Below are 22679 nucleotides of genomic sequence, written 5' to 3'. Positions count from 1 at the left end.
ATAGGTTACGTATTTTTGCAATATACAGCCCTTTCTGATGAAGCAGAAAAAGTTGTATTTTAATCTTTTCAAGTGGCCTGAAAGAATGCGAAACATACCCACCCTGAACGATGTACACCAACAATTTGCTGAGTATTTCGATATACCGGCACTGAAGCCGTATGCTTATCTACTATCAAAAAAAGGCAGCGAAGGCCATATCTGTCTTCATCTCGATAAAATAAAAGAAGAGCAGGAAAATCTTCCGGAATCTTATCAGAAAATAGCAACCGGGAAAGAAATACTGGAAAGTATCCCGCTGGTAGGACTACAAGGCAACGATAAACAACCTTTCGTGGTGTACCAGGACCGCCTCTACCTGCAACGTTATTTCAGGTACGAAACCAATTTCCTGCAACGCATCAAGGCATTTCTGGCTGCGGAAAAAACATTACTGCCGGAAAGAATGGCTTTACTGCAAAACCAGCAACCGCTGATCAGTAAATTGTTTGCCGGTGGCGCCATCAACGATGGCAGCGACCTGGCCGACTGGCAACTGGCCGCCGCGATCACTGGCGTATTGAATAATTTTACGATTATCACCGGCGGCCCCGGTACCGGTAAAACCACTACGGTAGCCAAAATCCTGGCCATCCTGTTTGCGACCGATCCCCGGCTGAAAGTGGCCCTGGCAGCGCCTACCGGTAAAGCCGCAGCCCGTATGGCGGAAAGCCTCCGTAATACTAACCTGGAGGTAGATGCTTCCATTAGCCAGCAATTCAGGCAGCTACAACCGGCCACTATTCACCGTCTCCTGAAATCTATCAGTGGCAGCCCCTATTTCCGGCACAATAAAACCAATCCGCTCAACTACGATGTTGTTATCGTGGATGAGTGCTCTATGATAGATGTGGCGCTGTTCGCCAAGCTGCTGGATGCCATCCATCCGGATACGCGCCTGATTTTATTGGGCGACAAAGACCAGCTTGCCTCTGTGGAAGCAGGTAGTTTGTTTGGTGATCTTTGCCAGGCACAGGAGCCCCTTAACGGCTTCAGCGCTGAAAGACGCCGCTTTATCAATAGCTTTATTACCGATGAACAACGTCATATACCCGCTTCGCATGAACAACAGGAAAGCCATCATCCCTTGTTTCAGCACCTGGTAGAATTGCGGCGTAGCCATCGTTTCACTGGCAACACAGGCATTGGCAAATTCAGTAAAGCCATTATCGCTAACCAGGTACCTGTTATCCAGTCTTTTTTTCCGCCTTCGGCAGATGAACAGGTAGTCATAGACCCCAACGCGGATGTAAAATTATTTGAAGACTTTATAGCCCGGTACGCCGCTTTTATCCAGGAGCAAGATATTGCCAGTGCGCTGAAATTATTGAATGCGCAGCGGGTACTTACTGCCGTAAGAGAAGGGCCACAGGGACTTTATACCGTTAACAAGCAAATTGAAAAATATTTATACGATAAGAAACTAATTACTGCACACAGTGAGTTTTATGAAAACCGCCCGGTGATCCTCACCCGTAACTATTATGAACATGGCCTGTTCAATGGCGATACCGGCATTATCCGTGCTGATGAAAACGGGGTGCTCATGGCCTGGTTTGAAGATAGTACCGGCGCGCTGAAAGCGGTATTACCCGGCTACCTTACCCAGGCAGAAACCGCCTTCGCCATGACCATCCATAAAAGTCAGGGGTCGGAGTTCGGAGAAGTATTGGTATTATTACCGGATACCACCGATGTGCCTATTCTCACCCGGGAACTACTATACACTGCGGTGAGCAGGGCCAGGCACAAAGTATACGTACAGGGATCACCGGAAGTGATACTGATGGCGGCAGAACGTTTTGTGGAAAGGGCCTCCGGTATTGCAGCCCGGTTCAGGGAAGTAGCAGAGAATGCAGATTAAATAACATGCTTCGGGAATGGCGGAGTGTAAACAAAGGACTTATCAATGGCATTGTTTTTAAAGGTTTCAAATTCACTGAACAGCTTATCATCCGGACTGGCGCAAGACCTGCAGGATGCGGGCAACAGTGTATTTCAACCTCATTATATTATTACACAAACAGAAGGTATGAACAACTGGTTGAAACTCCAGTTGGCAGACCGTTTGGGTATAGCGGCCAATTGCCGTTTCCTCAAGCCCAACGACTTGTTGTACCAGCTGTATGTGTTGCTGGGCGGGCCATATTCAGAAGTGCTTTCTCCCCAAAACCTAAGCTGGCTGGTATTTAAGCTGCTGGGGCAGGAGGAGTTTATGGCCAAATTCCCAAAAGTAGCTGTTTACTATGCCGATCAAAATGGCGAAAGTGACCTGAAACGCATGGCCCTGGCGGAAAAAGTAGCCGACTTATTTGACCAGTACCAGGTATACCGCCCGGAAATGATCCAGGCCTGGACCTATACCAATACCCCGGAACTTGCCAGCGCAGGCTGGCAGCACTGGCTATGGGTAAAGGTAAAACAACTGTCGGGCGGCGCCCTGCCCGACAAAACCATCGTGGGCAACTTTATCCTCGACACCTTACACAATACCGCCCATAACAAATCGACGCTCACCAGCCGCATGCCGGTTATTCACCTGTTTGGCCTCTCCATTATTACAGCCTATCACGTGAAGATATTGCATGAGCTGTCGTCCTTTATCGACGTACATTTTCATATCATTAACCCGGCGCCCGGCGTATTCTGGTTCGATGACCGCAACGAAAAACAACTGGCCCGCTGGCGTCAGAAGGGACTCAACGAGCTGGAAAATAATAAGGCCGGCAACGCCCTCCTTACCGGCTGGGGCAGGATTATCCAGGACAGCTTCAGTCTCTTCTTTGCCTACGATGCCTTTATTAACGGCTATGAGGAAATTGAATCGGTGGAACCAGGTACCGATACACTGCTGCATAAAATCCAGCACGATATCTTTTCTGCCGCAGCCCCTTCCGACCGGCTCCCACTCACCCGGCAGCATATCACAGACGGTTCTATTACCATCAATGCCTGCTATACCGTAGCCCGGGAAGTGGAAGTATTATATAATTACCTGGTACACCTGGTGGCTCAACGGAAAGAAGCATTGTCGCCCCGTGATATTGTAGTGATGGTCAGCGATATAGATGCCTACGCTCCCTATATTAAGGCGGTATTCAACAATGCTCCTTACACCTTCCGCTACACCATTGCCGACGAAAGCTATACTGACAACGACAATATCTTCAATGCCCTGCATGCCATTCTCACTATGAGCGAGGAATCGTTTAAATCGGAGGCAGTAGTGCAGTTACTTGATTTTTCGTATATCCGCAAACGTTTCAATCTGACCGACCCGGTGCAGATCCGCCGGATTATAGAAGCGGCCAATATCCGTTTTGGTATCAATGGCCAGAAAAAGGATGAAACGCACTTTGTAAGCTGGCAGTACGGTATACAACGCATCATGTACGGCATTTGCATGAGCGGGGAAGAGGAATATGGCACCGGGGAAGACAGCTTTTTCCCCCTGGATATTACCGAAGGCAGCGATGCACACGACGTGATCCGGTTCTGCCACTTTGCAGAAGTGCTGATGTCGTTGATCCTCGACAGGCGGCGCCCCCGCACCATCGTGGAATGGGTAGCCTATACAGAAAGAGTGCTGCATAACATGGTATTTGAACCCGTTGAAGATATAGACGAAGACTATAACACGTTGGTAAAACAACTCACCACCTACAATGCGCTCAATGAGTTCATGAGTGAAAAGGTAACTTTTGAGGTGTTCAGCCATAGCTTCCTCGATACCCTTACCGGCAGCACCCGCGCAGGGCTGTTTGTAAACGGTGGCATTACTTTCTGCTCGCTCATCCCCATGCGTAGTATCCCGTTTAAAATCGTTGCACTTATGGGGTTGAATTACGATAAATTTCCCCGCCGGGAAAATAAATCCAGCTTCAACCTCATGGAAGAAAACCGGCAGAAGGGCGATCGTAACGTAAAGGAAAATGATAAACATTTGTTCCTGGAAACCTTACTCTCTGCCCGGGAATACCTGTACATCAGCTATCTCGGAAAAAATGCGAAAGACAATGCAGATCTTCCGCCTTCGGCCCTGGTTGATGAACTGATAGATTATATAGAGGCCGGCACGCCCTCGCCGGAAACTGTGCGGCAACAATTGGTGACACTGCAACCGCTGCAAAGCTTCAGTAGAAAGTATGCAGGCACAGACGAACGCCTGTTTTCTTACCTGAGCGCCCAAACAGCTGTTGGAAAATCATTTCTCAATGAAAATAAAACTACCAGCCTTTTAACCTTCGAAGAAATTACGCTGGATGAGCTGATCAGCTTCTTTAAAAACCCTGTTAGAGCGTATTACAACAAGGTATTGGGCATCCGGTATAATGACAACCAGCTGCTGCTCAGCGAAACAGAAATCTTTGACCTGAATAAACTACAGCAGTGGTCTATCAAAAATGAATTGTTGCCGGTACCGGCGCCAGCGCAAAGTTCACTCCAGGGAAGCATGGTCAAAAAAGGGAAGCTTCCCCTCCGGAATATGGCCGCAGTGGCCATTCACCGGATGGAAGACCAGGTGGTGCCGGTACGCAACCTCTACGAAGCCTGCACCCAGGGTGCTACAGAAAGGCGACTGCCCATTGAAATAATGATAGATGATAGCCTGGTAAAAGGAAATATCCGGGTATTTGACCATACCGTTTTACAGATATCCTGGTCCAAACGGGAAAGCAAATACCTTATAGAGGCTTATCTCCGTTACCTCGCCGCCAGGGCCGCCGGCATTGCTACTGACCTGTGCTTTATTTCCGGCACCAAAAAAGAAGATGCATTCCAGGCAGTGGCAATCACCCAGGAAGAGGCCATTCGCCGGCTGAGTACTATTATCCGGGTATATAAAATGGGGTTCAACCAGATGGTGGCATTCTACCCGGACCTGGAGATTACCGCCAAAGACTTGCTCACGCTGGATTTGAAAAAATTCACCACAAAGCTGAGCAGCCTGGTGGAACGGCAGGAATCGCCCGACCCATACATTGCGCAGGCGTATGAGCAGGGATTTTTTGACGGAGAAGCGGCCCTTGTCAGCTTTCTCGATATTTACGAGCTGCTGATAACGCCCCTGGCAACCTTGTTGCCCGCTTATTTTGAAACACCAGATAAATCATAATGATCGATAGCAACATATATAAACCATTCGATGCCATAAAAGCGCCACTGGAAGGCAGCAACCTCATTGAGGCCAGCGCCGGAACGGGTAAAACCTATTCCATTGCCATCCTGGTACTGCGACTGATATTGGAACAAAAGCTATCCATCAAGGAAATTCTGATGGTGACCTTCACCCGGGCTGCGGTAGCGGAACTGGAAGAAAGGATCCGCCTTTTTATTCGCCAGGCCTATAAAGCCAGCCTGGGTAAAGACATTCCGGACGAAACCATCTTCAACCTGGTACTGGATGTGATTGATCCGGAAGATCCTATCCCCACGCAGCAGCTGTTGCGTGATGCCATCTTGCTGCTGGATGAAACAGCCGTGTTAACCATCCACGGCTTTTGTCAGCAAACGCTGAATGAGTACGCCTTTGAAACCAACCAGCTGTTTGGCGCGCAAATGGTGCCCGATCTTACTCCCATCGTAGAAAATGAATTGAATAAATTCTGGCGTAAACATATTACCACACTTAAAACGGAACTGCTGGAAAATATCTGGGATGAAAAGATGAAACCAGACATGCAACAGGTGATCCAGGAACATTTGAGCGGTAAGAAATATATCGGCTATACAGAAGATATTCCCGATACTATCAGCGAAGCGCAGCAGGACAGCTGGCTTCAGGAAATAGCACAACAAACAGCGAAAATACAGGCTGCTATAGAAGCGCTATACGACTGGATTTCCGCACACAGCCCGCAATTGGAAACTGCTTGTCTCGCTAACCGGTATACCAAAAAAGATTGGCCGGAGCTGGTAACCCAGCCGGAGTTACTGGTGAAAAAGATCCTGGAAAAAAAAGACGCAAAATATATCGCGGCCGTTTTCCCTGATATCCTGGAAGAACTGGACAAAATAGAAGAAATGCGCCACCAGCTTACTTTGCAGCAACAAGCTATACGCAGGCAGGTCTTTTATACCGCTATTAAAGAGGTGGGAGAGGAGGTGCGCCTGTTCAAGGAACGTAGCAATATGATGGGCTACGATGACCTGATCAACAATCTCCATACAGCGCTGGTAAAAAATGAAAATCCTGAACTGACGGCCTCCCTGCGAAATAAGTATAAGGCGGTTTTCGTAGATGAATTCCAGGATACCGACCGTGAACAGTTTGAAATATTTAACCAGGCCTTCGGCCAAAACACCATCCTGTTCTATATCGGCGACCCCAAGCAAAGTATTTACGCCTGGCGTAAAGCCGACATTTTTACCTACTTCAAGGCGCGTAACGGTGTACAGCAGATCTACGACATGGACCAGAATTTCCGCTCTTCGGAAAACCTGATCCGCGCCATGAATCTTTTCTTTAAACCAACGCCTGATTTCGATACCTTCAACTTTGGCCAGGAAACCAATAGTATCGACTATATCCAGGTAAACAGTCCCGCTGGCAACAACAAAGGCTACCTGTTTAAAGGCCGGGATAAAGAAGTGCCCATAGCAGTTATTACCTGTGAGAAGAAAGAAAGTGTTTGTACCGCTGTAGCAGCCCAGGTAGCGCAACTTCTATTGAACAAAGACTATCATATTACCAACGATAGGGGCACCCGCACCATTACCCCTTCGGATATCGGGGTATTGGTGCGTACCGGCCAGGAAGGGAAAGATATCAAACACGCGCTGGCAAAACTGGGTATCCCCGCCGTAACGATAGACGAAGCCAGGGTATTGAGAACGGGAGAAGCGCAACAACTGCTGCACCTGCTCGAAGCCATGGAAACGCCCGACCGGTCGTCCATTAACCGTGCATTGCTGGGATCCTTCACCGGCTACAACGCACATACCATCCTGAAGCTGGACGATGAAATTATGCTGGACCTGTTTGCCAAATACCGTACCCTCTGGCAACGCGACGGCGCCTACACCGCCCTGATGGAGTTCATCTCCGATTTCAGTGTACGTCACGTATTACTGGATGGAACGGTAGAAAACGGCGAACGTATTATCACTAACCTTTACCAGTTGTCGGAACTCGTACACCAGGTACAGAGCCGCAAAAACCTGTCGATGCGTGACCTCATTTCCTGGCTCAAACGCGGTATAGACGGCATGACTACCGATGGCGACGAGTACGCACAACGCGTAGAAAGCGACGAGGAAGCCGTTAATATCGTTACCATCCATAAGAGTAAAGGGCTGGAATACAAGATCGTGATGGCGCCTTTCCTGGATTTCGTAGAACAACAAAACATAGAGCTGGTCAGCTTCCGCGACCCGGTAACCGGCGATTACCTGAGCACGCAGCGTTCCCGTCTCTCAGAAGATCAACTGGCCGCTTACCAGCAACAACAAGAGCAGGAAAACCGTCGCCTCATTTATGTAGCGATCACCCGCGCGGTTTACAAGTGCTACCTGTTTAAAAACAGCTACGCCAGGTTCAACGATTCTTCCCTGGCCATCTTCCTGAAAGAGCTGAAAAAAATCAGCCCGGAACAGGCGGTTATTCCAGGCATTACTACCGTACTGGATACCAGCCTAATTGACCTGAACACCCCTGTGCCAGCAGCCCCGGAAGAAAACTACCGACAACAAATTACCAAAGGTCAGCTGGCCGTAAACCGTACTTCGGTCAACTTCCGCCTGCTGGAACAAAACTGGCGTAAAATGAGTTATACCATGCTCGCGGCCAAAGCAGAACACCGACCCCGGATACGTTCCATCCAACAAACCGACCCTTACGATAATTTCATTTTTACCACCCTTCGCCGGGGCGCTAAAACAGGAAACCTGCTGCACTTCATTTTTGAAAGCATCAATTTTGCGGATAGTAGTAAATGGGAATACTGGCTGGAAGAAGCAATTCGCCGGTTTGTACCAGGCCATAGGGAGCTATACCTCGAACGACTAAACGAAATGCTACAGCATGTAATGTACAGCACCATCCAGGTAGGTGGCACCAGCTTCCAACTGGCTTCCGTTGGGCGGCATCAACGCCTCGCAGAATTTGAATTCGACTTCCCGGTACCGGTATTCCAATCTAATCTGCTCAATCAACTTTCAGACGACGAAGTGAGCGTAAGCATCCGGCGTTTTTCGGAATATAGCAGCCAGGAGCTGGAAGGTATTATGAACGGGAAAATTGACCTGTTCTTTGAACACGGTGGTAAGTATTATATTCTCGACTGGAAGTCGAACTACCTCGGCAACAGCATTACCGACTACGACGCTACAGGCCTGGCAGCAGCCATGAATGAAAATAATTATCACCTGCAATATTTTATTTATACTGTGGCCGTGAAGAAATACCTGGAAAGCCGTTTACCTTACTTTGACTACCATAGCCAGTTTGGCGGGATTATCTATTGTTTTGTGCGGGGCGTGAGGAATAATGCGGGTTATGGGTTCTATACCACCAAGCCTGCGCTTGACAAAATACAGCGACTGGAAAGATTATTAACAAAATAAACCGGCAGCAGCGCAAACTGCCGCCGGTTGGCTACTTAAAATAACCATACGCCATTCATCATGGCAATACCACAGGTAGTTTCAAAGGAATTAACGTAGTTATCCGGCGTTCTATGCCACCACTGTCCCCACATCAGACCGTTGGAGTTACGGTAGTTCCAGGCTTCAGCAGCATTATAGTTAAGCCAGGACGCATAGGTGCCCTGGTAGCCCTGGTCATGCACAAACTTACAGGCCCAGCGTGCAAAAATGGCTTTAAAGCCCTGGCAATCATCGTTGTCGTATTCATCTGGTAATAAACCCTGCGCGTTACACATACTGTTTTTCGTATAGTCCATCGCTTTAGCGCCCATGGCCTTGTAATTATTGGAGGGGTAGGCACTTTGCAACATATTACAGGCGCCAATGAAAGTGCCCTGGGTATAGGTGCGAGCGCCTTCTGTGATAGTGCCTCCGGCATTGATGGCGCCTTTCACTTCTCCGCTACCGGATACGTATAATTTGCTCACCATCCAGTCTACAATCAGTTTGGCCTTATCGCGGTAACCGGCATCGCCGGTGGCCTGGTACAGGTACATGGCGCAAATAGCGGCGGGAGCATTCACGCAGGCATTCTTCGTATTGTTGGCGGTAGTCCACCATAAACCGCCGCCCAGGCTGGTATCCCAGGCGCGGGCCCATACCATATCGAAGTTATTTTTCGCCATATCTTTCATACCGCCATCGTTGGTAATCTGGAAAGCCCGGATACACATCAGGGCGCCCCAGATCACATCATCATTATAAATATTGGAGGACCATAGTAGTCCATAGGCATCTCTCATACCGTTGTAGAGGTATACCATTTTGTTTTTAAGATCTGTGTCGTTGTTGATGGTATAGGCATCAATGAGGGTTTCGATAGCCTCCGCCTGGCGCCAGAAATCCATGCGGCCGGTTTGCGTTACATCTGAATAGTAATAGGCCTTGTAGGATGGGCCATAGGTACCATATTGGTGATAAAATGCATTATTATAGCATTGCATGGCCAGCAATGCCTCCGATTTTACCGGTTGTACGGAGTTGATCGTGACCGTGCCCGTGGTTTTACTGTTGAGGGAACTGCTGTCTTTCAGCGTCATTTCTTTTTTCTGGCATCCGGAAATGGTCAATGCCAGCAATAGGGCCGCCATACATTTGTTGCGGAGAGGTGGAATTCTCATGTTTTTGCTGTTTTGTGGAATGAAGAGATCAGGTTGAAACAGGGCCAGTCAATACAAAAGCCATTGCCTGTTGGTACCGGCAATACGCGTATACAATGGAACCGGGTTTACACAGGTATCCATTAGGTCAGGACAGGTTTAACAGAAAGAATTACTTACAACCAAAGAAAAAATTCATAAAAAACAGGTAATCGAATGATTATCATCAATCTTATTTTCTAATGACAAAATCATCAAAATAAATGTACATTGACCTCTACTTACGAATCGCTTGCTTCAATCCAGTTATATGAAAACAATATTGATGTCCTTTATCTCCCTGTCCTTTACCGCTATCTTCTTAACAAGCAATGGGCAATCGCCAGCCATACATTATAATGGGAAAATCATAGATCTGCATGTACATATAGGTTTAGATGAGCAGGAAACCAAAAGCATGAGCACCACGCAAGCCAATTCCCTACGGGATATTCTATCCTTTATGAAGTCGATTCCCATAGACAAAATAGGTATCATCACGATGGCACATAAAGGTGATATGGCCGATACGCGTAGAAGGAATGACAGCATTATTGCTTTAAGTAAACAATATCCTTCATTAATTCCTATCTGTTCGGTGCATCCTATGGATGGAGAAGAGGCTTTTGTAGAGATGGCGCGTATACAGAAAAAAGGCGTACAAATTATAAAGCTCCATCCCAATACCCAACATTTTGATGTGTCGGCACCCGAGGTAGCCGCGGTTGCCAGGAAAGCCGGTGAGCTGCACATGATCTTATTATTCGACAGTTATAGCCTGGAAGACCCCGGCGAAATTGGCAAACTGGTACTGCTGGCCGCCACACACCCTGATGCCAGGTTTATCTTTGCGCACATGGGGCTTATGAACTTTTCGCAGCTCCTGGTAATAGATGGATTGAAGAAATATCCCTGGTTCAAATCAAATATCTGGATGGACTTATCCGCTATTGCCCCCGTGTTAGGCGACTCTCCATTTCGGGAACAGCTGGTGTGGACTATCCGGAAAATAGGCATTACGCAGTTTCTTTTCGGATCTGATTTTCCTATTTTCTCTCCAGGTGAAGCCATTAAAGGGTTGCATGCTATGGGGCTTACAGCGGCAGAAGAAAAACAGGTATGTTATACCAATGCCTGCACCCTATTGCAAATACAGCCATAAAAAAAGCCCCCAAAAGCACGATGCTTTTGGGGGCTATCGCGTTATTTTATTACAGCGGTAACTGACTATTCACCAGCTGTACAATTTCCGCATGAATATCTTCCACGGATCTCATCTGACCGGCATCGTTGGTGCAATGAATGCTGCTGATAGTATGATCTACTGCGAGCATCGCTTCGTACTCCTTCTTTACTGCCTGCTGCAGGGAGGAGTCCTTCTCATGGATGTCATCTTTTCCCTGTAGATATTCCCGGTTTTCATTAGCCCTTCTTTTCGACAACGCGGCTTCTACAAAAGAAAAGGGAACGTCCAGGTATATCGAAAACTGTGGCTGAGGAATCTGGTTGTATTCGTATTCAAAGTCCAGGATCCATTTTCTCAGGTAGGCCTTTTCCTCGTCGGTATGGAGTTTAGCGCATTGGAAAGCGATGTTGGAGAGTACGTACCGGTCTACCAATACAAAATAGCCATCGCGGAGCCATTCATTGATCGTAGCGGCAAATGCTTTTCGGTCTTCCGCAAACAAGAGTGCAACCAGCTGAGGATGTACCTGTTTAACATCCCCGAATTCACCACGTAAAAATTTAGCAATAAGCTCACCAAAAACGCCCTGGCTACTTCTGGGGAAGTGAACAAATTTTGTTTTCTGATTTTTTGATTCCAGGTATTTTGTTAAAAGCTCTATCTGCGTTGATTTTCCAGAGCCATCTAAACCTTCGACCGCTATAAACTTATTGCTTTCTTTCATTATAAAACCTGAGTTAAGGAACTCCGCGAAGTTAGTAAAGTTTGGAGCAAATCCAAATCACTTACCATGCCGTAGAATTCTCAGATAACGCGTTTATCGCTCCCAGGTGTATAGCGGTATTGCCAAAATTCTTATAAACAGTCCCTTCGCCAAAACCGGGTTCATTGATGGGGCCACCTTTGCTTTTGTTATCTGCAAATATCCTTTTGCCCATATAGATGGCCCTTTTCAGGAGAAAATTCTGGCGCTGCAATTCAGCTTTGATCCGATGAAAATGGTGTTGGTTATCTGACACCAGGTGGTCGGGAGTTTGGTAGGTAAGAACCTGGAAAGGCTTCCCGGTTTCCCGGTAAAGTTGTAGCTGTTGACCATCCTGGTGATACAGGCCTGTTTCTCTTTTCCTCGGATGCAGCATGGAGTGTTTCAAATCAGTGTCTGTCAGGGAATCGCTGGCAACGAAAAATTTTTCGAAGATATTATTTTCCTGCAGATAGATAATCTCCGCCATCTGCTCTCCAATACAAGCCATGAACAAGTCTTTCCCGTTTTTCCCCGATAAGCTGTCGGCAATACGCAGACTATTATCATGGGTAATTGCATGTAAAAAATGTTCTTCTTTAATAGTGGTTCTCTTGCGTCCCAGGGCTTCCAGCCGGCTTTTGAAATCCTGGTCTTCAAATCCGTATTCCACCACCTTTTCATCATAGCCTCTCAGGTGATAGAAGTCTTCCTTCCTTACACATATCCGGCCTTGTACATCCCACCATTTTCTATCGGTGGCAATACGGGGTGGCGCCATAAATATTTCCTCGTCCCGGTTAAACTGCTCATTTACATAAGCAGCAAAACCGGCGCCGGTATAATTATCTGCATCAATACCACATAAAATATCGCCGACACCCAGCCTGAAGGCCATGTTTTTGGAATGGCTCATATGAAAAAATAAAGGGGTAGTAGTCCGGTAATAGCTCACCAATCCAGCGTTGATGTAAGATGACAATGCTGTTTGTGCCCATTCATACATATCATCCCGGGAGCCATAGTCGAGCAAAATGAATTCAATATTCCCGTAATCCATGTTATCCTGGATGTTACGGATAAAGGTTTCCTTAAGATGTATGGTCCTGTTCATACATACTGTACAGAAGGATATCCTGTGTTGCATTCCGCGTTTTTCTTTAATGGTGGAAGAATCGGATACTATAACAACCATAGCAGTATAATGTTCATTTTATTATTCTTTTTATCAGGAGCCACGGTAGCGGTTGGTTTAAAAACAAAAATATTCACCTCATTATCAGGACACCTATCTAAATCAGTTATCACGCATTTATCATTCTTACCATCGCTGAAGCTTTTTTTGGGGTTAATTCTCAACTAGAACTGCACGGGGGCAGGGGGTACGTTTTTAACAGGCTTAGTACTTTTGAGGTATGCGAAGATGGCAGTAACATCATCATCCGTTAAGCGGGCATAATTAAACCAGGACATGGGTGGCAACAAGTGACGGCCGTTATCGCTTCCTTTAAAGCGCCCATTCCGCATGGCATTTTTAAAAGCGTCCAATGTCCAGTTGTCGATACCGGTAGCATCGCTGGTCAGGTTTAAGGCAAAACTTACGCCCCATAGCCCGGCAGTAGCGGTCCCTTGCTATTCATCTGCTATATTACTGATGCCAGCAACTCAGTGGGCGCGTAACCAAATTCTTTCTTGAATGCGAATGAAAAATGTGATAAATTCTCGAATCCCACTTCATAACAAACATCCACAGGCTTCTTCTTTTTATGTACAAATTCATAATGTGCTAAGTCCAGCCGCTTCTTAGTCAGCCATCGTTGGGGTGTAGTGGCAAATGTTTTCTTGAAGTCCCTTTTAAAAGTCGTCAGGCTTCTTCCTGTAAGGTAACCGAATTTCTCCAACGGTAAATTAAACATAAAATTCCTCTCCATATAATCTACCAGATCTATTTTGCCGGGCTCCTCAAAATTGGCGAGTAAATTATCAATATCTGCATCTATGGTACGTAATATGGTGACGGCCTCCGTAATTTTTAAGTTGGCAATCCCACCAGGTAAATCCTTCATCTCAAAATAAGGGATCAGTGACACGAGACAGCTCTCCAGCAACGGGTGATTGGTATAATGCCGTATCTGCTGCACATTCGCAGTGGCAGGCTTAACATTAAGCCCTGCGTAAAAGCGCCGCAGCCATTCTGTAGTCAGGTGCATTACCACTGTTTTATGTGGCAGGCCATCTTTAGGGTAATTGATAATAGTAGCCAGCTGATTTCTTGGAATTAAGAAGATATCCCCGGCTTTAAATAGGTAGGTTCCTTCAGCACGAATGATTTTAGTTTCCCCAGAGATAAACCAGATGAGCATGTGATGTTCGAACATGATATCCGATTTAAAGAACCTGTCCTCGTAGCAAGACAGCTTAATATCTTCCGTAATATATTTAGCTTGATATTCCATGTCGATATCGCATATGCTTCTTGCAAATTTAAGATAAAAATGGCCTTTTACTTTAGGGGATGGCGGGCCCTTATTTATTCAGTGATTGTCCGCCATCTACCAGATATTCCGCTCCTGTAATGAATGCCGCTCCGTCGCTAACCAGGAAGCCAATCAGTTTTCCTACTTCGGAGGGGTTTCCCAGCCGGCCCAGGGGAACGCCTGCTTTAATGAAATGCTGCATTCCCGGATCGGCTAACCCTGTTTTTTCCATAATTTCTGTGTCAAAAGGACCTGGGCTCACAGAATTTACCCGGATCCTCCTCGGCGCCAATTCCACGGATGCAATTTTCATCACTGCATTGACAGCTACTTTACTCGCCGCATAGATAGATGTCTGCGGAATTGATTTCGATGCGGAGGAAGATGCCACCAGTACTACAGATGCCCCATCATTCAGTAATGGAATAAACCTGCTTAAAGTAAAATAAGTCCCTTTTAGATTCAGGTCTATCACCTCATCAAACAATTTTTCCGTCGCATTTTCTATCGTTGTTAATTTGGAAGTACCTGCATTCACCACCAGAATATCAATCTTACCAAATTGCTGTTCTACACTGGCTACCAGGATTTCAATATCGTCGAGGTTCGTTTGATCTGCGAGAAAGCTGGTCGCATTCAATTCGGCTGCGGCTTTCTCTATCGCTTCTTTTCTCCGGCCGGTGATGATCACCTGTGCACCTTGGGCTATCAATTCTTTTGCGGTAGCGTATCCAAGACCGCTGTTACCACCTGTAATCAACGCAATTTTTCCGTTAAGAGTAGTCATTTTGAATGTTCTTATTTTTAAATATTGGGGAAGTGGGTTTTTATTTAACCTGGAAATGCAGGCCTATCATTTCTTCTGTGAGTGTCCATAGCCGCTTTGCATCGCGTTCGTCCAGCGAATACTCCTGTACGCCGCTTTGGTGAAGTTTTGCGTGAGTAGGTGTAGCCGCATTAGACGGTAACAGTTTCGCGATATCTCCATCTTCACAGTATACACCACCGATATTATTAAGTTGACTGCTGGTTGCCGCCCAAACAGTGGTTGCTGCTCCCTGCGGAATTGTTTTTAATCTTGCTAATACGTCTGGACGCATATTTCCGTCTTTGTCAAGGAAACCCATTTTCTGAAATAATTCAATTGATGCCTCTCTGCCCAATTCAGTGCCTGCAATTGATCCGGGATGTACAGCATAGGCTCTTACATTATATGTATGTGCGCGACTATCCAGTTCAAGGGTAAATAGGTTACTGGCTGTTTTTGATTGGCCATATGCCAATAGCGTTTCATATTCCCGGTGCTCAAAATTCGGGTCTTCAAAATTAAATGACGACATATGATGGCCCAGAGAAGAAACATTTACCACTCTTGCACCATTGGCTTTTTTAAGTGCAGGCCAAAGTTTGGCCGTTAAATGAAACTGCCCGATATAATTGGTGGCCAATTGTGATTCAATACCCCGCAGATCTCTACGTAGCGGCACCCACATAATGCCAGCATTATTTATCAATAAGTGCAAAGGCCTGCCAGAGGTTAAAAACTTCCCGGCAAAAGCATCAATTGATGCAGGATCCATGATATCCATTGCCTCAATTTCTACACGGGCAATATCCGCCAGATTTCTCTTTGCCTTTTCTACGTCCCTTGCAGGAACAAGCACCACAGCACCTGCAGAGGCTAGTGCCTTTGTTGTTTCAAGACCGATACCCGTGTTTCCGCCTGTTACGATAGCAATTTTACCGCTGAGATCAACACCTTTGATAACATCTGCTGTGGTAGATTGTGCATAGAAGCCTGAGCCAATAGGATGCTGTAATGCTCCCTGGTAATTATTCTGTATCATTTTAATTTCGTTTTGTTTGATACAAAAGTAGCCCAGTGGTTTGTGACGGACTTTGTTCAAAAGGCCGAATATGCTTTGTTTAAAGGACCGTGGAAATAATTGTTGAAAGAGAACTTTTGGCAGGAAAACAAATTAGTATAAAATTAAAAAAGCCCCATCAGTTTGAACTGATAAGGCTTCTTTTTTTCTTTTGCTCCCCCTGCTGGACTTGAACCAGCGACCCTCTGATTAACAGTCAGATGCTCTAACCAACTGAGCTAAGGAGGAGTGTTTCCCGTACCGTTTGTGCGATTTGGGATTGCAAAAATAGGTAAATTTTTATTTTTGCAAAATCTTATTGCACTTTTTTTCAAAAATTTTCTAAAATAGAAAAGCAAAGAACGACAAATACAGCCACCACACTGCATTTCAGCAATAAACAAAAAACTATTTTTTCACCGCCACCAGCAATCTTTCTCCCAAAGCACTTGCCCGGGTTACTTTCCGGACGAATGGTAAATCCAGTTTGCTCACATAAAAATGAGGAAACGACCGGATAATGGTGCAGGTATGTCCCTGGGCTTGTAAGAGATCCAGGCCTTCCCTGGAGGTAAACACTACCGCGCTGGCGCTATCCTGGCGTATTACAGGCGCATCCAGGTAAAAATCGAAGGCGTAGGAGTTCACCTGGAATAAACCGATACTTTGCCCAGGAAGTGCAGTATTGGCATATGCTGCAGCCCGACTACCGCTCTGGTACTGCATCATATCGGGGTACAAGATGGTGTTCAGGTAAAGATTCAACAGGATACTGATGGCGATGGTGCGATAAAAAATTGCCTGCCGGGTAGACTTATCCAACCAGTAATGTAATAGTACATAAAGGAGTAACAGCGCACCTGCCAGCAACAGCCAGGCATAGTGCATAGCTGGTTTGTAGAGCAGGTCCAACACTACGCCGGCTACCGCCACCAGGATAATAATGGTGTACTGGGTGATCCGGAAAAACTTTAATTCTCTTACTGTTTCAAGCGATAAAATATACTGGGCAGTGAGTATTGCAAAAAAGGGGAAAATGATATTCAGGTAGTGGGGGAGTTGAAACCTCGACAATGAAAACAGCAGGAAGGTAGCCAGGGCCGCGCAAATACAGTAATATTCCTTTTGTAGCTTCCATTTCCGGATAAATAGAATGATGGCGGCATATAACATCACCGACCAGGGTAAAAATGCCCATAATACCGTATGAAAAAAGAAAAAGGGATCGCCGCTTCCTTTGATGGGACCGGTGTTCATGAACCGCCCAAATTGGCTGTCCCAGAAGAAAAAGCGCAATCCCGATACCCCGGTGCTGTTAAACACCGTTTTCTCCGGGTGCAGATCAAATTGCCGGTAAAGCGCATACAGCTCTGGTGTAATAAACAGGGCAGTCAATAGCAACGCCAGCAGCCAGCGAACATGCAACAGCTCTTTCCAGTTGCGGGTAAACAGCAATTGACCGCCAATAGCAGCGCCAATGGGTACGAGGGCAAATAAACCCTTTGTCATGATGGCACATGCCGTAAAAATGGCTCCTAACAGGATTTTCCGGCGAGAGCCATAGTATACCGCCCCAATGATCAACCCGGTAAGGTAGGGCTCTGCCCTTACATCATTATTTGAAATAACCAGGTGCTCGGCCGTTAGTAAGATGCATACCGCCCAACGGGCTACCTTTTCGTCGTATAGCTCATAGGCAAAGCGATAAGTATACCAGGCGCCCATCAGCAAAAACAGGATGGCAGGCAGTTTATACGACCAGGTATGAAAACCAAAGAGCTGGAAGCTGATAGCAGCCATCCAGAAAGGGAAGTGGGGTTTATCCAGCCAATCGTGACCATCGGCATAAAGATTCCAATAGTCATGTTTTAATACCATTGTTTTGGCAATACCGGCATACAGCGCGCCATCCGGCTCAAGGATAGGTACAAATAAGGCACTGAATTGTAACAGTACTGCTGTCGCGGTTATCAACAGCCATACCTGTTTCTCCTGGAGATGAAATCTGTGTGTGATAGTTGTAGGTGTAGTCAGCATAGCGAAAAGTTACAGGCATATGCCCGTTACGTCAAGCTCACCAGTCACTTTTAACAGAAAGATAATTGCCTACCAGAACCACCCGGTTTTCTCTATTCCCAGCCAGGGGCCATCTCCCCGCTGCTCTATAGGATAGGTTTTCAGGTAGTATCCCTCTCCGCTGCAGTTGTATCCATTTTTGAGGCTGAACTTATAACGATGTATGGGGCATACCACGTTGCCGGCGGTATCTATGAACCCATCGGACATAATACCGCCAGCATGCGGACATTTATGAGCAAAGGCAAAAAGCTGGCCCTGGTGCAGGGTGCAACAGATTTTCTTTCCATTTACCTCTAACTCCGTGATTTCTCCCTCGGCAAGTGGCAAATGCCCGTCCGACAATTTATACCAGGTATACGATTTGGCCATTAGTAGAAAAATTCCGATTTATAGGGAAAACGCTCTTTGTATAGCTTGGATACCTTGTCCAGTATGGTTTTACGCAGCTCTTCAATATTCCTTTTCTCTAAAGCAGAAATAAATACACAGTTACCCTGGGTTTTCGTTTCCCAGTTTTGTTTCAAATCTATTAGGATATCCGCTTTCACTTCGGGTTCCAACCATTGGTCAAAGGTGTTGGCCTCATACAGATCCATTTTGTTAAAGATCAGGATGGTAGGCTTTTCAAAGGCTTTCAGGTCCTGCAGGGTACGGTTTACTACCTCAATCTGCTCCTCATACTGCGGGTGTGAAATATCTACCACATGGATCAGGATATCGCTTTCGCGCACCTCATCCAGGGTGGATTTGAAGCTCTCCACCAGGTGGTGAGGCAGCTTACGGATAAATCCTACAGTATCGCTGAGCAGGAAGGGCGTTTGTTCAAACACTACCTTACGGGTAGTGGTATCCAGTGTAGCAAACAATTTATTTTCGGCAAATACTTCACTTTTGCTGAGGAGGTTCATGATCGTGCTTTTGCCCACGTTGGTATATCCTACCAGGGCTACACGCACAAACTCGCCGCGTTCTTTGCGTTGGGTGAGCGACTGCTTATCAATTTCCTCCAGCCTTTTTCTCAAAAGGGCAATTTTATCCTTTACAATACGACGGTCCGTTTCGATTTCCGTTTCCCCGGGGCCCCTGCTACCAATACCGCCTCCCTGTCTTTCCAGGTGGCTCCACATCCCACGCAAACGGGGTAGGATATACTGGTACTGCGCCAGCTCTACCTGTACCTTGGCTTGTGCGGTACGGGCGCGGCGGGCAAAGATGTCCAGGATAAGGTCACTGCGGTCGATCGTTTTTACTTTCAGGACTTTTTCAATATTGGCAATCTGCGACCCGGTTAATTCATCGTCAAAGATGACGAGTGAAATATCCCGGCCGGCAATAAACTGATGTATTTCTTCCAGCTTTCCCTTTCCCACAAAAGTGGCCCTGTCGGGATGTGCCAAACGTTGGGTAAAACGCTTTACAGTGGCTGCTCCGGCAGTTTCTGCCAGGAACACCAGCTCGTCCAGGAACTCATTGGCCTGGCGCTCTGTCTGGTCTTTCGTGATCACCCCCACAATAACGGCCTTCTCTTCTTTTTGTACGACTTGTTTCTTCTCAATCAAGTTTTTTCTGAATTTGCAGCAAATTTACACAGAATTTACCGGCTACAGAGCGAGCCCCGTAAAATCCCCTTTTCTTCCTACATTTACCCGATCCAAAACAACCTTTCGACACCATGTATAAACCATTTTTACTGACAGGACTATTAATCTCAACTATGGCAGTAGCCCAGGATAAGATGACCCCCGAATTGCTATGGCAATTAGGTCGTGTAAGCGGCGAGGCATTGAGCGCCGATGGGAAAACCGTCTTCTTTGGCGTCTCCCAGATCAATATGACGGAAAACAAAAGTGAAAAAAATCTTTATGCCATTCCATTAGCCGGCGGCGCCGCCACTCAAATCACCCAAACACCGGGTGCAGAAGGAGATGTGGCCATTCTCCCGGGCAACAAAATCGGCTTTTCCCAGAAAGGACAATGGTATGAAATGAATGCCGATGGTTCCAACCCGGTACAAAAAACCAATGTGGAAGGCGGTATGCAAAATATCCGCATCTCTCCTGATGGTAAGCATATCTTGTTTTCGAAAGATGTAAAAGTGAAAAAGATATCCGGCGCAGATCATTTCCCGGATCTTCCTAAATCCAATGTCCAGATCTATGATAATCTCAACTACCGCCACTGGGATACCTGGGAAGATGGCAGCTTCTCCCACGTGTTCTATGCTACTTACAATAATGGCGAAGTAGGTACCCCTATAGACATCATGGCGGAAGAGCCGCACGACTGCCCGCAAATGCCCTCTGGTGGCCCGGAAGATATGATCTGGAGCCAGGACGGCAAAAGCATTATCTATGTTTGTAAGAAGAAATTCGGGAAAGAATATGCCCTCAGCACTAATACCGATATCTACGAATATAACCTGGATAGCAAAAACACCCGCAACCTGTCTACGGGCATGATGGGCTACGATGTAGCCCCTTCCTTCAGCCAGGATGGCAAATACATTACCTGGTTAAGCATGGCCCACGACGGGTATGAGTCTGATAAAAATGACGTGATCGTGATGGACCGTGCCTCTGGCGTTATCACCAACCTCACCAAAGATTGGGACGGCACTGCCGCTTCCTCCCGCTTCAGCAATGATGGCAAAAAGATATACTTCGTAGCGGTGATCAAAGGCACCGAACAACTGCTGGAAATAACACTACAGAAAAACCTGGTACAAACCAACGCCAAACATATACGACAGGTAACCACCGGCGACTTCGACATCAACGACCTGGTAGCCCAGGCCGGCAACACCATGGTGGTATCCCGTACCGACATGAACCACGCGGCGGAACTGTTTACCGTAGACCTCCAGAAAGGCACGGTAACCCCACTCACCAGCGTTAACAAACCTATCTACGATAAGATCGGTATGTGCAAAATAGAAAAGCGCTGGGTGAAAACGACCGACAATAAAGACATGCTCACCTGGGTGATCTATCCACCGGATTTTGATCCCGCTAAAAAATATCCTACCCTCCTGTATTGCCAGGGTGGCCCTCAATCGGCCGTATCACAGTTCTACTCCTTCCGTTGGAACTTCCAGCTCATGGCCTCCCAGGGCTACATCGTAGTAGCGCCCAACAGGAGAGGGATGCCCGGCCACGGTGTGGAATGGAACGCTTCCATCAGTAAAGACTGGGGTGGACAACCAATCAAAGACTACCTGAGCGCCATTGATGATGTGAGCAAGGAAAGCTATGTAGATAAAAACCGCCGCGGTGCCGTAGGCGCCAGCTATGGCGGCTACTCCGTATACATGCTGGCAGGTGTACATGAAAACCGCTTCAAATCATTTATCGCCCATGATGGCCTGTTCGACCTGAAAAGTTGGTATGGCACCACCGAAGAACTCTGGTTCGCCAACTGGGATATCGGCGCCTACTGGGATCCGGCCAACGCCGATGGATATAAACATTTCAACCCAAGCGAATACGCCAACAAATGGAATACACCTATCCTCATTATCCAGGGAGGAATCGACTTTCGCGTACCTATTGAGCAGGGATTGCAGGCCTTCCAGCTGGCACAGTTAAAGGGCGTCAAGAGCAAACTGCTCTATTTCCCGGAAGAAAATCATTGGGTGCTGAAACCTCAAAATGCCATCGTATGGCAACGTGAATTCTTCAACTGGCTGAAAGAAACCCTGTAAATAACCACTAAACCTGGTATCATGACTACTTTATTAATGGATATTCAGGATGGTATTGCTACCATCACGCTTAACAGACCTGAAGTATACAATGCGTTCAACGACCCGCTCAGCTATGAGTTGCAAGACGCATTAAAAAAGGCCGAAAAGGATGCTTCCGTGAGAGTGGTGGTGCTTACCGGCGCTGGCAAAGCATTTAGCAGCGGCCAGGACCTGAAAGCATCTATGGAGTCAGGTAAACGTGATCTCAGCGAGTCGCTGCACAAACGCTATAATCCGATTATTCGCGCCATCCGCAACATGCCTAAGCCAATCATTTGTCGGCTGAACGGCGTGGCGGCTGGCGCCGGATGCTCCATAGCCCTGGCCTGCGACATGATCATCGCCAGCGAAACAGCTACCATGATCGAAATATTCGTCAACATTGCACTGGTACTCGACTCTGGCTCTTCCTATTTCCTGCCCCGCACTGTTGGCTACCACCGCGCATTTGAACTGGCCACCAAGGCCACTAAAATCACGGCTGCGGAAGCCCTGCAAATGGGACTGGTCAACAAAGTAGTGCCTGCCGGCGACCTCGACGCCGCCGTGCAGGAAGAAGCAGCCTATTACGCTGCCGCCCCTACGAAAGCTATTGCACTCATGAAAAAAATGCTGACCAAAGGCATGACAGAAAATCTTGATGCCGTACTCGACTACGAAGCCTATTGCCAGGAAATAGCAGGCAACTCGGCAGATAACGCCGAAGGCGTACAGGCGTTCCTGGAAAAGCGAAAGCCGGCGTTTAAAGGAATATAATTCATTAT

At 46.9% G+C, this 22679-nt stretch carries 15 protein-coding genes and 1 tRNA gene; 6 read left to right on the top strand and 10 right to left on the bottom strand.

Translation table 11 applies throughout. The features are described from left to right. Positions 1-85: 85 nt before the first annotated feature. From recD to recB, 3 genes are read left to right on the top strand one after another with little or no spacing between them, the layout of a single operon-like run. Entirely contained in the window at positions 86-1903 is a 1818-nt protein-coding gene (recD, locus tag FHW36_RS03895; protein WP_246121060.1) for an exodeoxyribonuclease V subunit alpha, read from the top strand. Positions 1904-1948: 45 nt separating this feature from the next. Next, positions 1949-5155, top strand: coding sequence for an exodeoxyribonuclease V subunit gamma (recC, locus tag FHW36_RS03890; protein ID WP_145662510.1), 3207 nt, complete (start codon positions 1949-1951; stop codon positions 5153-5155). Next, positions 5155-8604 (top strand): exodeoxyribonuclease V subunit beta, encoded by a 3450-nt coding sequence (gene recB / locus FHW36_RS03885; RefSeq protein ID WP_145662507.1) that lies wholly within the window; start codon positions 5155-5157, stop codon positions 8602-8604. Before recC ends, recB begins: the two co-directional genes overlap by 1 nt. 35 nt (positions 8605-8639) lie before the next feature. On the opposite strand, the gene FHW36_RS03880 is transcribed toward recB, so the two are convergent. Further along, entirely contained in the window at positions 8640-9806 is a 1167-nt protein-coding gene (locus FHW36_RS03880; protein ID WP_145662504.1) for a glycoside hydrolase family 76 protein, read from the bottom strand. Positions 9807-10095: 289 nt separating this feature from the next. Between FHW36_RS03880 and FHW36_RS03875 the strand changes: the two genes are divergently transcribed. Beyond that, positions 10096-10986, top strand: a complete 891-nt coding sequence (locus FHW36_RS03875; RefSeq protein ID WP_145662501.1) for an amidohydrolase family protein — start codon at positions 10096-10098, stop codon at positions 10984-10986. Positions 10987-11035: 49 nt separating this feature from the next. Here the strand turns inward: FHW36_RS03875 and tmk are convergent, their stop codons facing one another. The 9 genes from tmk to hflX all read right to left on the bottom strand — a co-directional run bounded on the left by tmk (position 11036) and on the right by hflX (position 19732). Further along, positions 11036-11734 carry a dTMP kinase gene (tmk, locus tag FHW36_RS03870; RefSeq protein ID WP_145662498.1) on the bottom strand — a complete coding sequence of 233 codons (699 nt, stop codon included), beginning with the start codon at positions 11732-11734 and terminating at the stop codon, positions 11036-11038. 61 nt (positions 11735-11795) lie between these two features. Beyond that, positions 11796-12866, bottom strand: coding sequence for a glycosyltransferase family A protein (locus FHW36_RS03865; protein WP_186452294.1), 1071 nt, complete (start codon positions 12864-12866; stop codon positions 11796-11798). A 529-nt stretch (positions 12867-13395) separates the two neighbouring features. Then, complete coding sequence (locus FHW36_RS03860; protein ID WP_246121059.1) at positions 13396-14130, bottom strand: helix-turn-helix domain-containing protein; 735 nt, start codon at positions 14128-14130, stop codon at positions 13396-13398. A gap of 148 nt (positions 14131-14278) precedes the next feature. Next, positions 14279-15016: an SDR family NAD(P)-dependent oxidoreductase gene (locus tag FHW36_RS03855; RefSeq protein ID WP_145662489.1), complete on the bottom strand. Its 738-nt coding sequence runs from the start codon at positions 15014-15016 to the stop codon at positions 14279-14281. A 40-nt stretch (positions 15017-15056) separates the two neighbouring features. Next, positions 15057-16076: an SDR family NAD(P)-dependent oxidoreductase gene (locus FHW36_RS03850; protein WP_145662486.1), complete on the bottom strand. Its 1020-nt coding sequence runs from the start codon at positions 16074-16076 to the stop codon at positions 15057-15059. 193 nt (positions 16077-16269) lie between these two features. After that, positions 16270-16343, bottom strand: a tRNA-Asn gene (locus FHW36_RS03845). A 159-nt stretch (positions 16344-16502) separates the two neighbouring features. After that, positions 16503-18131, bottom strand: a complete 1629-nt coding sequence (locus FHW36_RS03840) for an ArnT family glycosyltransferase (protein ID WP_145662484.1) — start codon at positions 18129-18131, stop codon at positions 16503-16505. A 69-nt stretch (positions 18132-18200) separates the two neighbouring features. After that, positions 18201-18542 (bottom strand): Rieske (2Fe-2S) protein, encoded by a 342-nt coding sequence (locus tag FHW36_RS03835; RefSeq protein ID WP_145662481.1) that lies wholly within the window; start codon positions 18540-18542, stop codon positions 18201-18203. Beyond that, a complete protein-coding gene (gene hflX / locus FHW36_RS03830; protein ID WP_145662478.1) occupies positions 18542-19732 on the bottom strand; it encodes a GTPase HflX in 1191 nt (396 codons plus the stop codon). Before hflX ends, FHW36_RS03835 begins: the two co-directional genes overlap by 1 nt. Positions 19733-20490: 758 nt before the next feature. Between hflX and FHW36_RS03825 the strand changes: the two genes are divergently transcribed. Continuing rightward, a complete protein-coding gene (locus FHW36_RS03825) occupies positions 20491-21873 on the top strand; it encodes a S9 family peptidase (protein ID WP_394349212.1) in 1383 nt (460 codons plus the stop codon). Between the two features lie 21 nt (positions 21874-21894). After that, the gene (locus FHW36_RS03820) at positions 21895-22671 is read left to right on the top strand and encodes an enoyl-CoA hydratase-related protein (RefSeq protein WP_145662473.1); all 777 of its coding nucleotides are present in this window, start codon (positions 21895-21897) and stop codon (positions 22669-22671) included. The last annotated feature ends 8 nt before the right edge of the window (positions 22672-22679 follow it).

Origin of the sequence: Chitinophaga polysaccharea (assembly GCF_007829335.1) — a bacterium.
Classification (GTDB): Bacteria; Bacteroidota; Bacteroidia; order Chitinophagales; family Chitinophagaceae; genus Chitinophaga; species Chitinophaga polysaccharea_B.
Note: the sequence above shows the minus strand (reverse complement) of the source record. Positions and strands in the feature narration are given on the sequence as shown.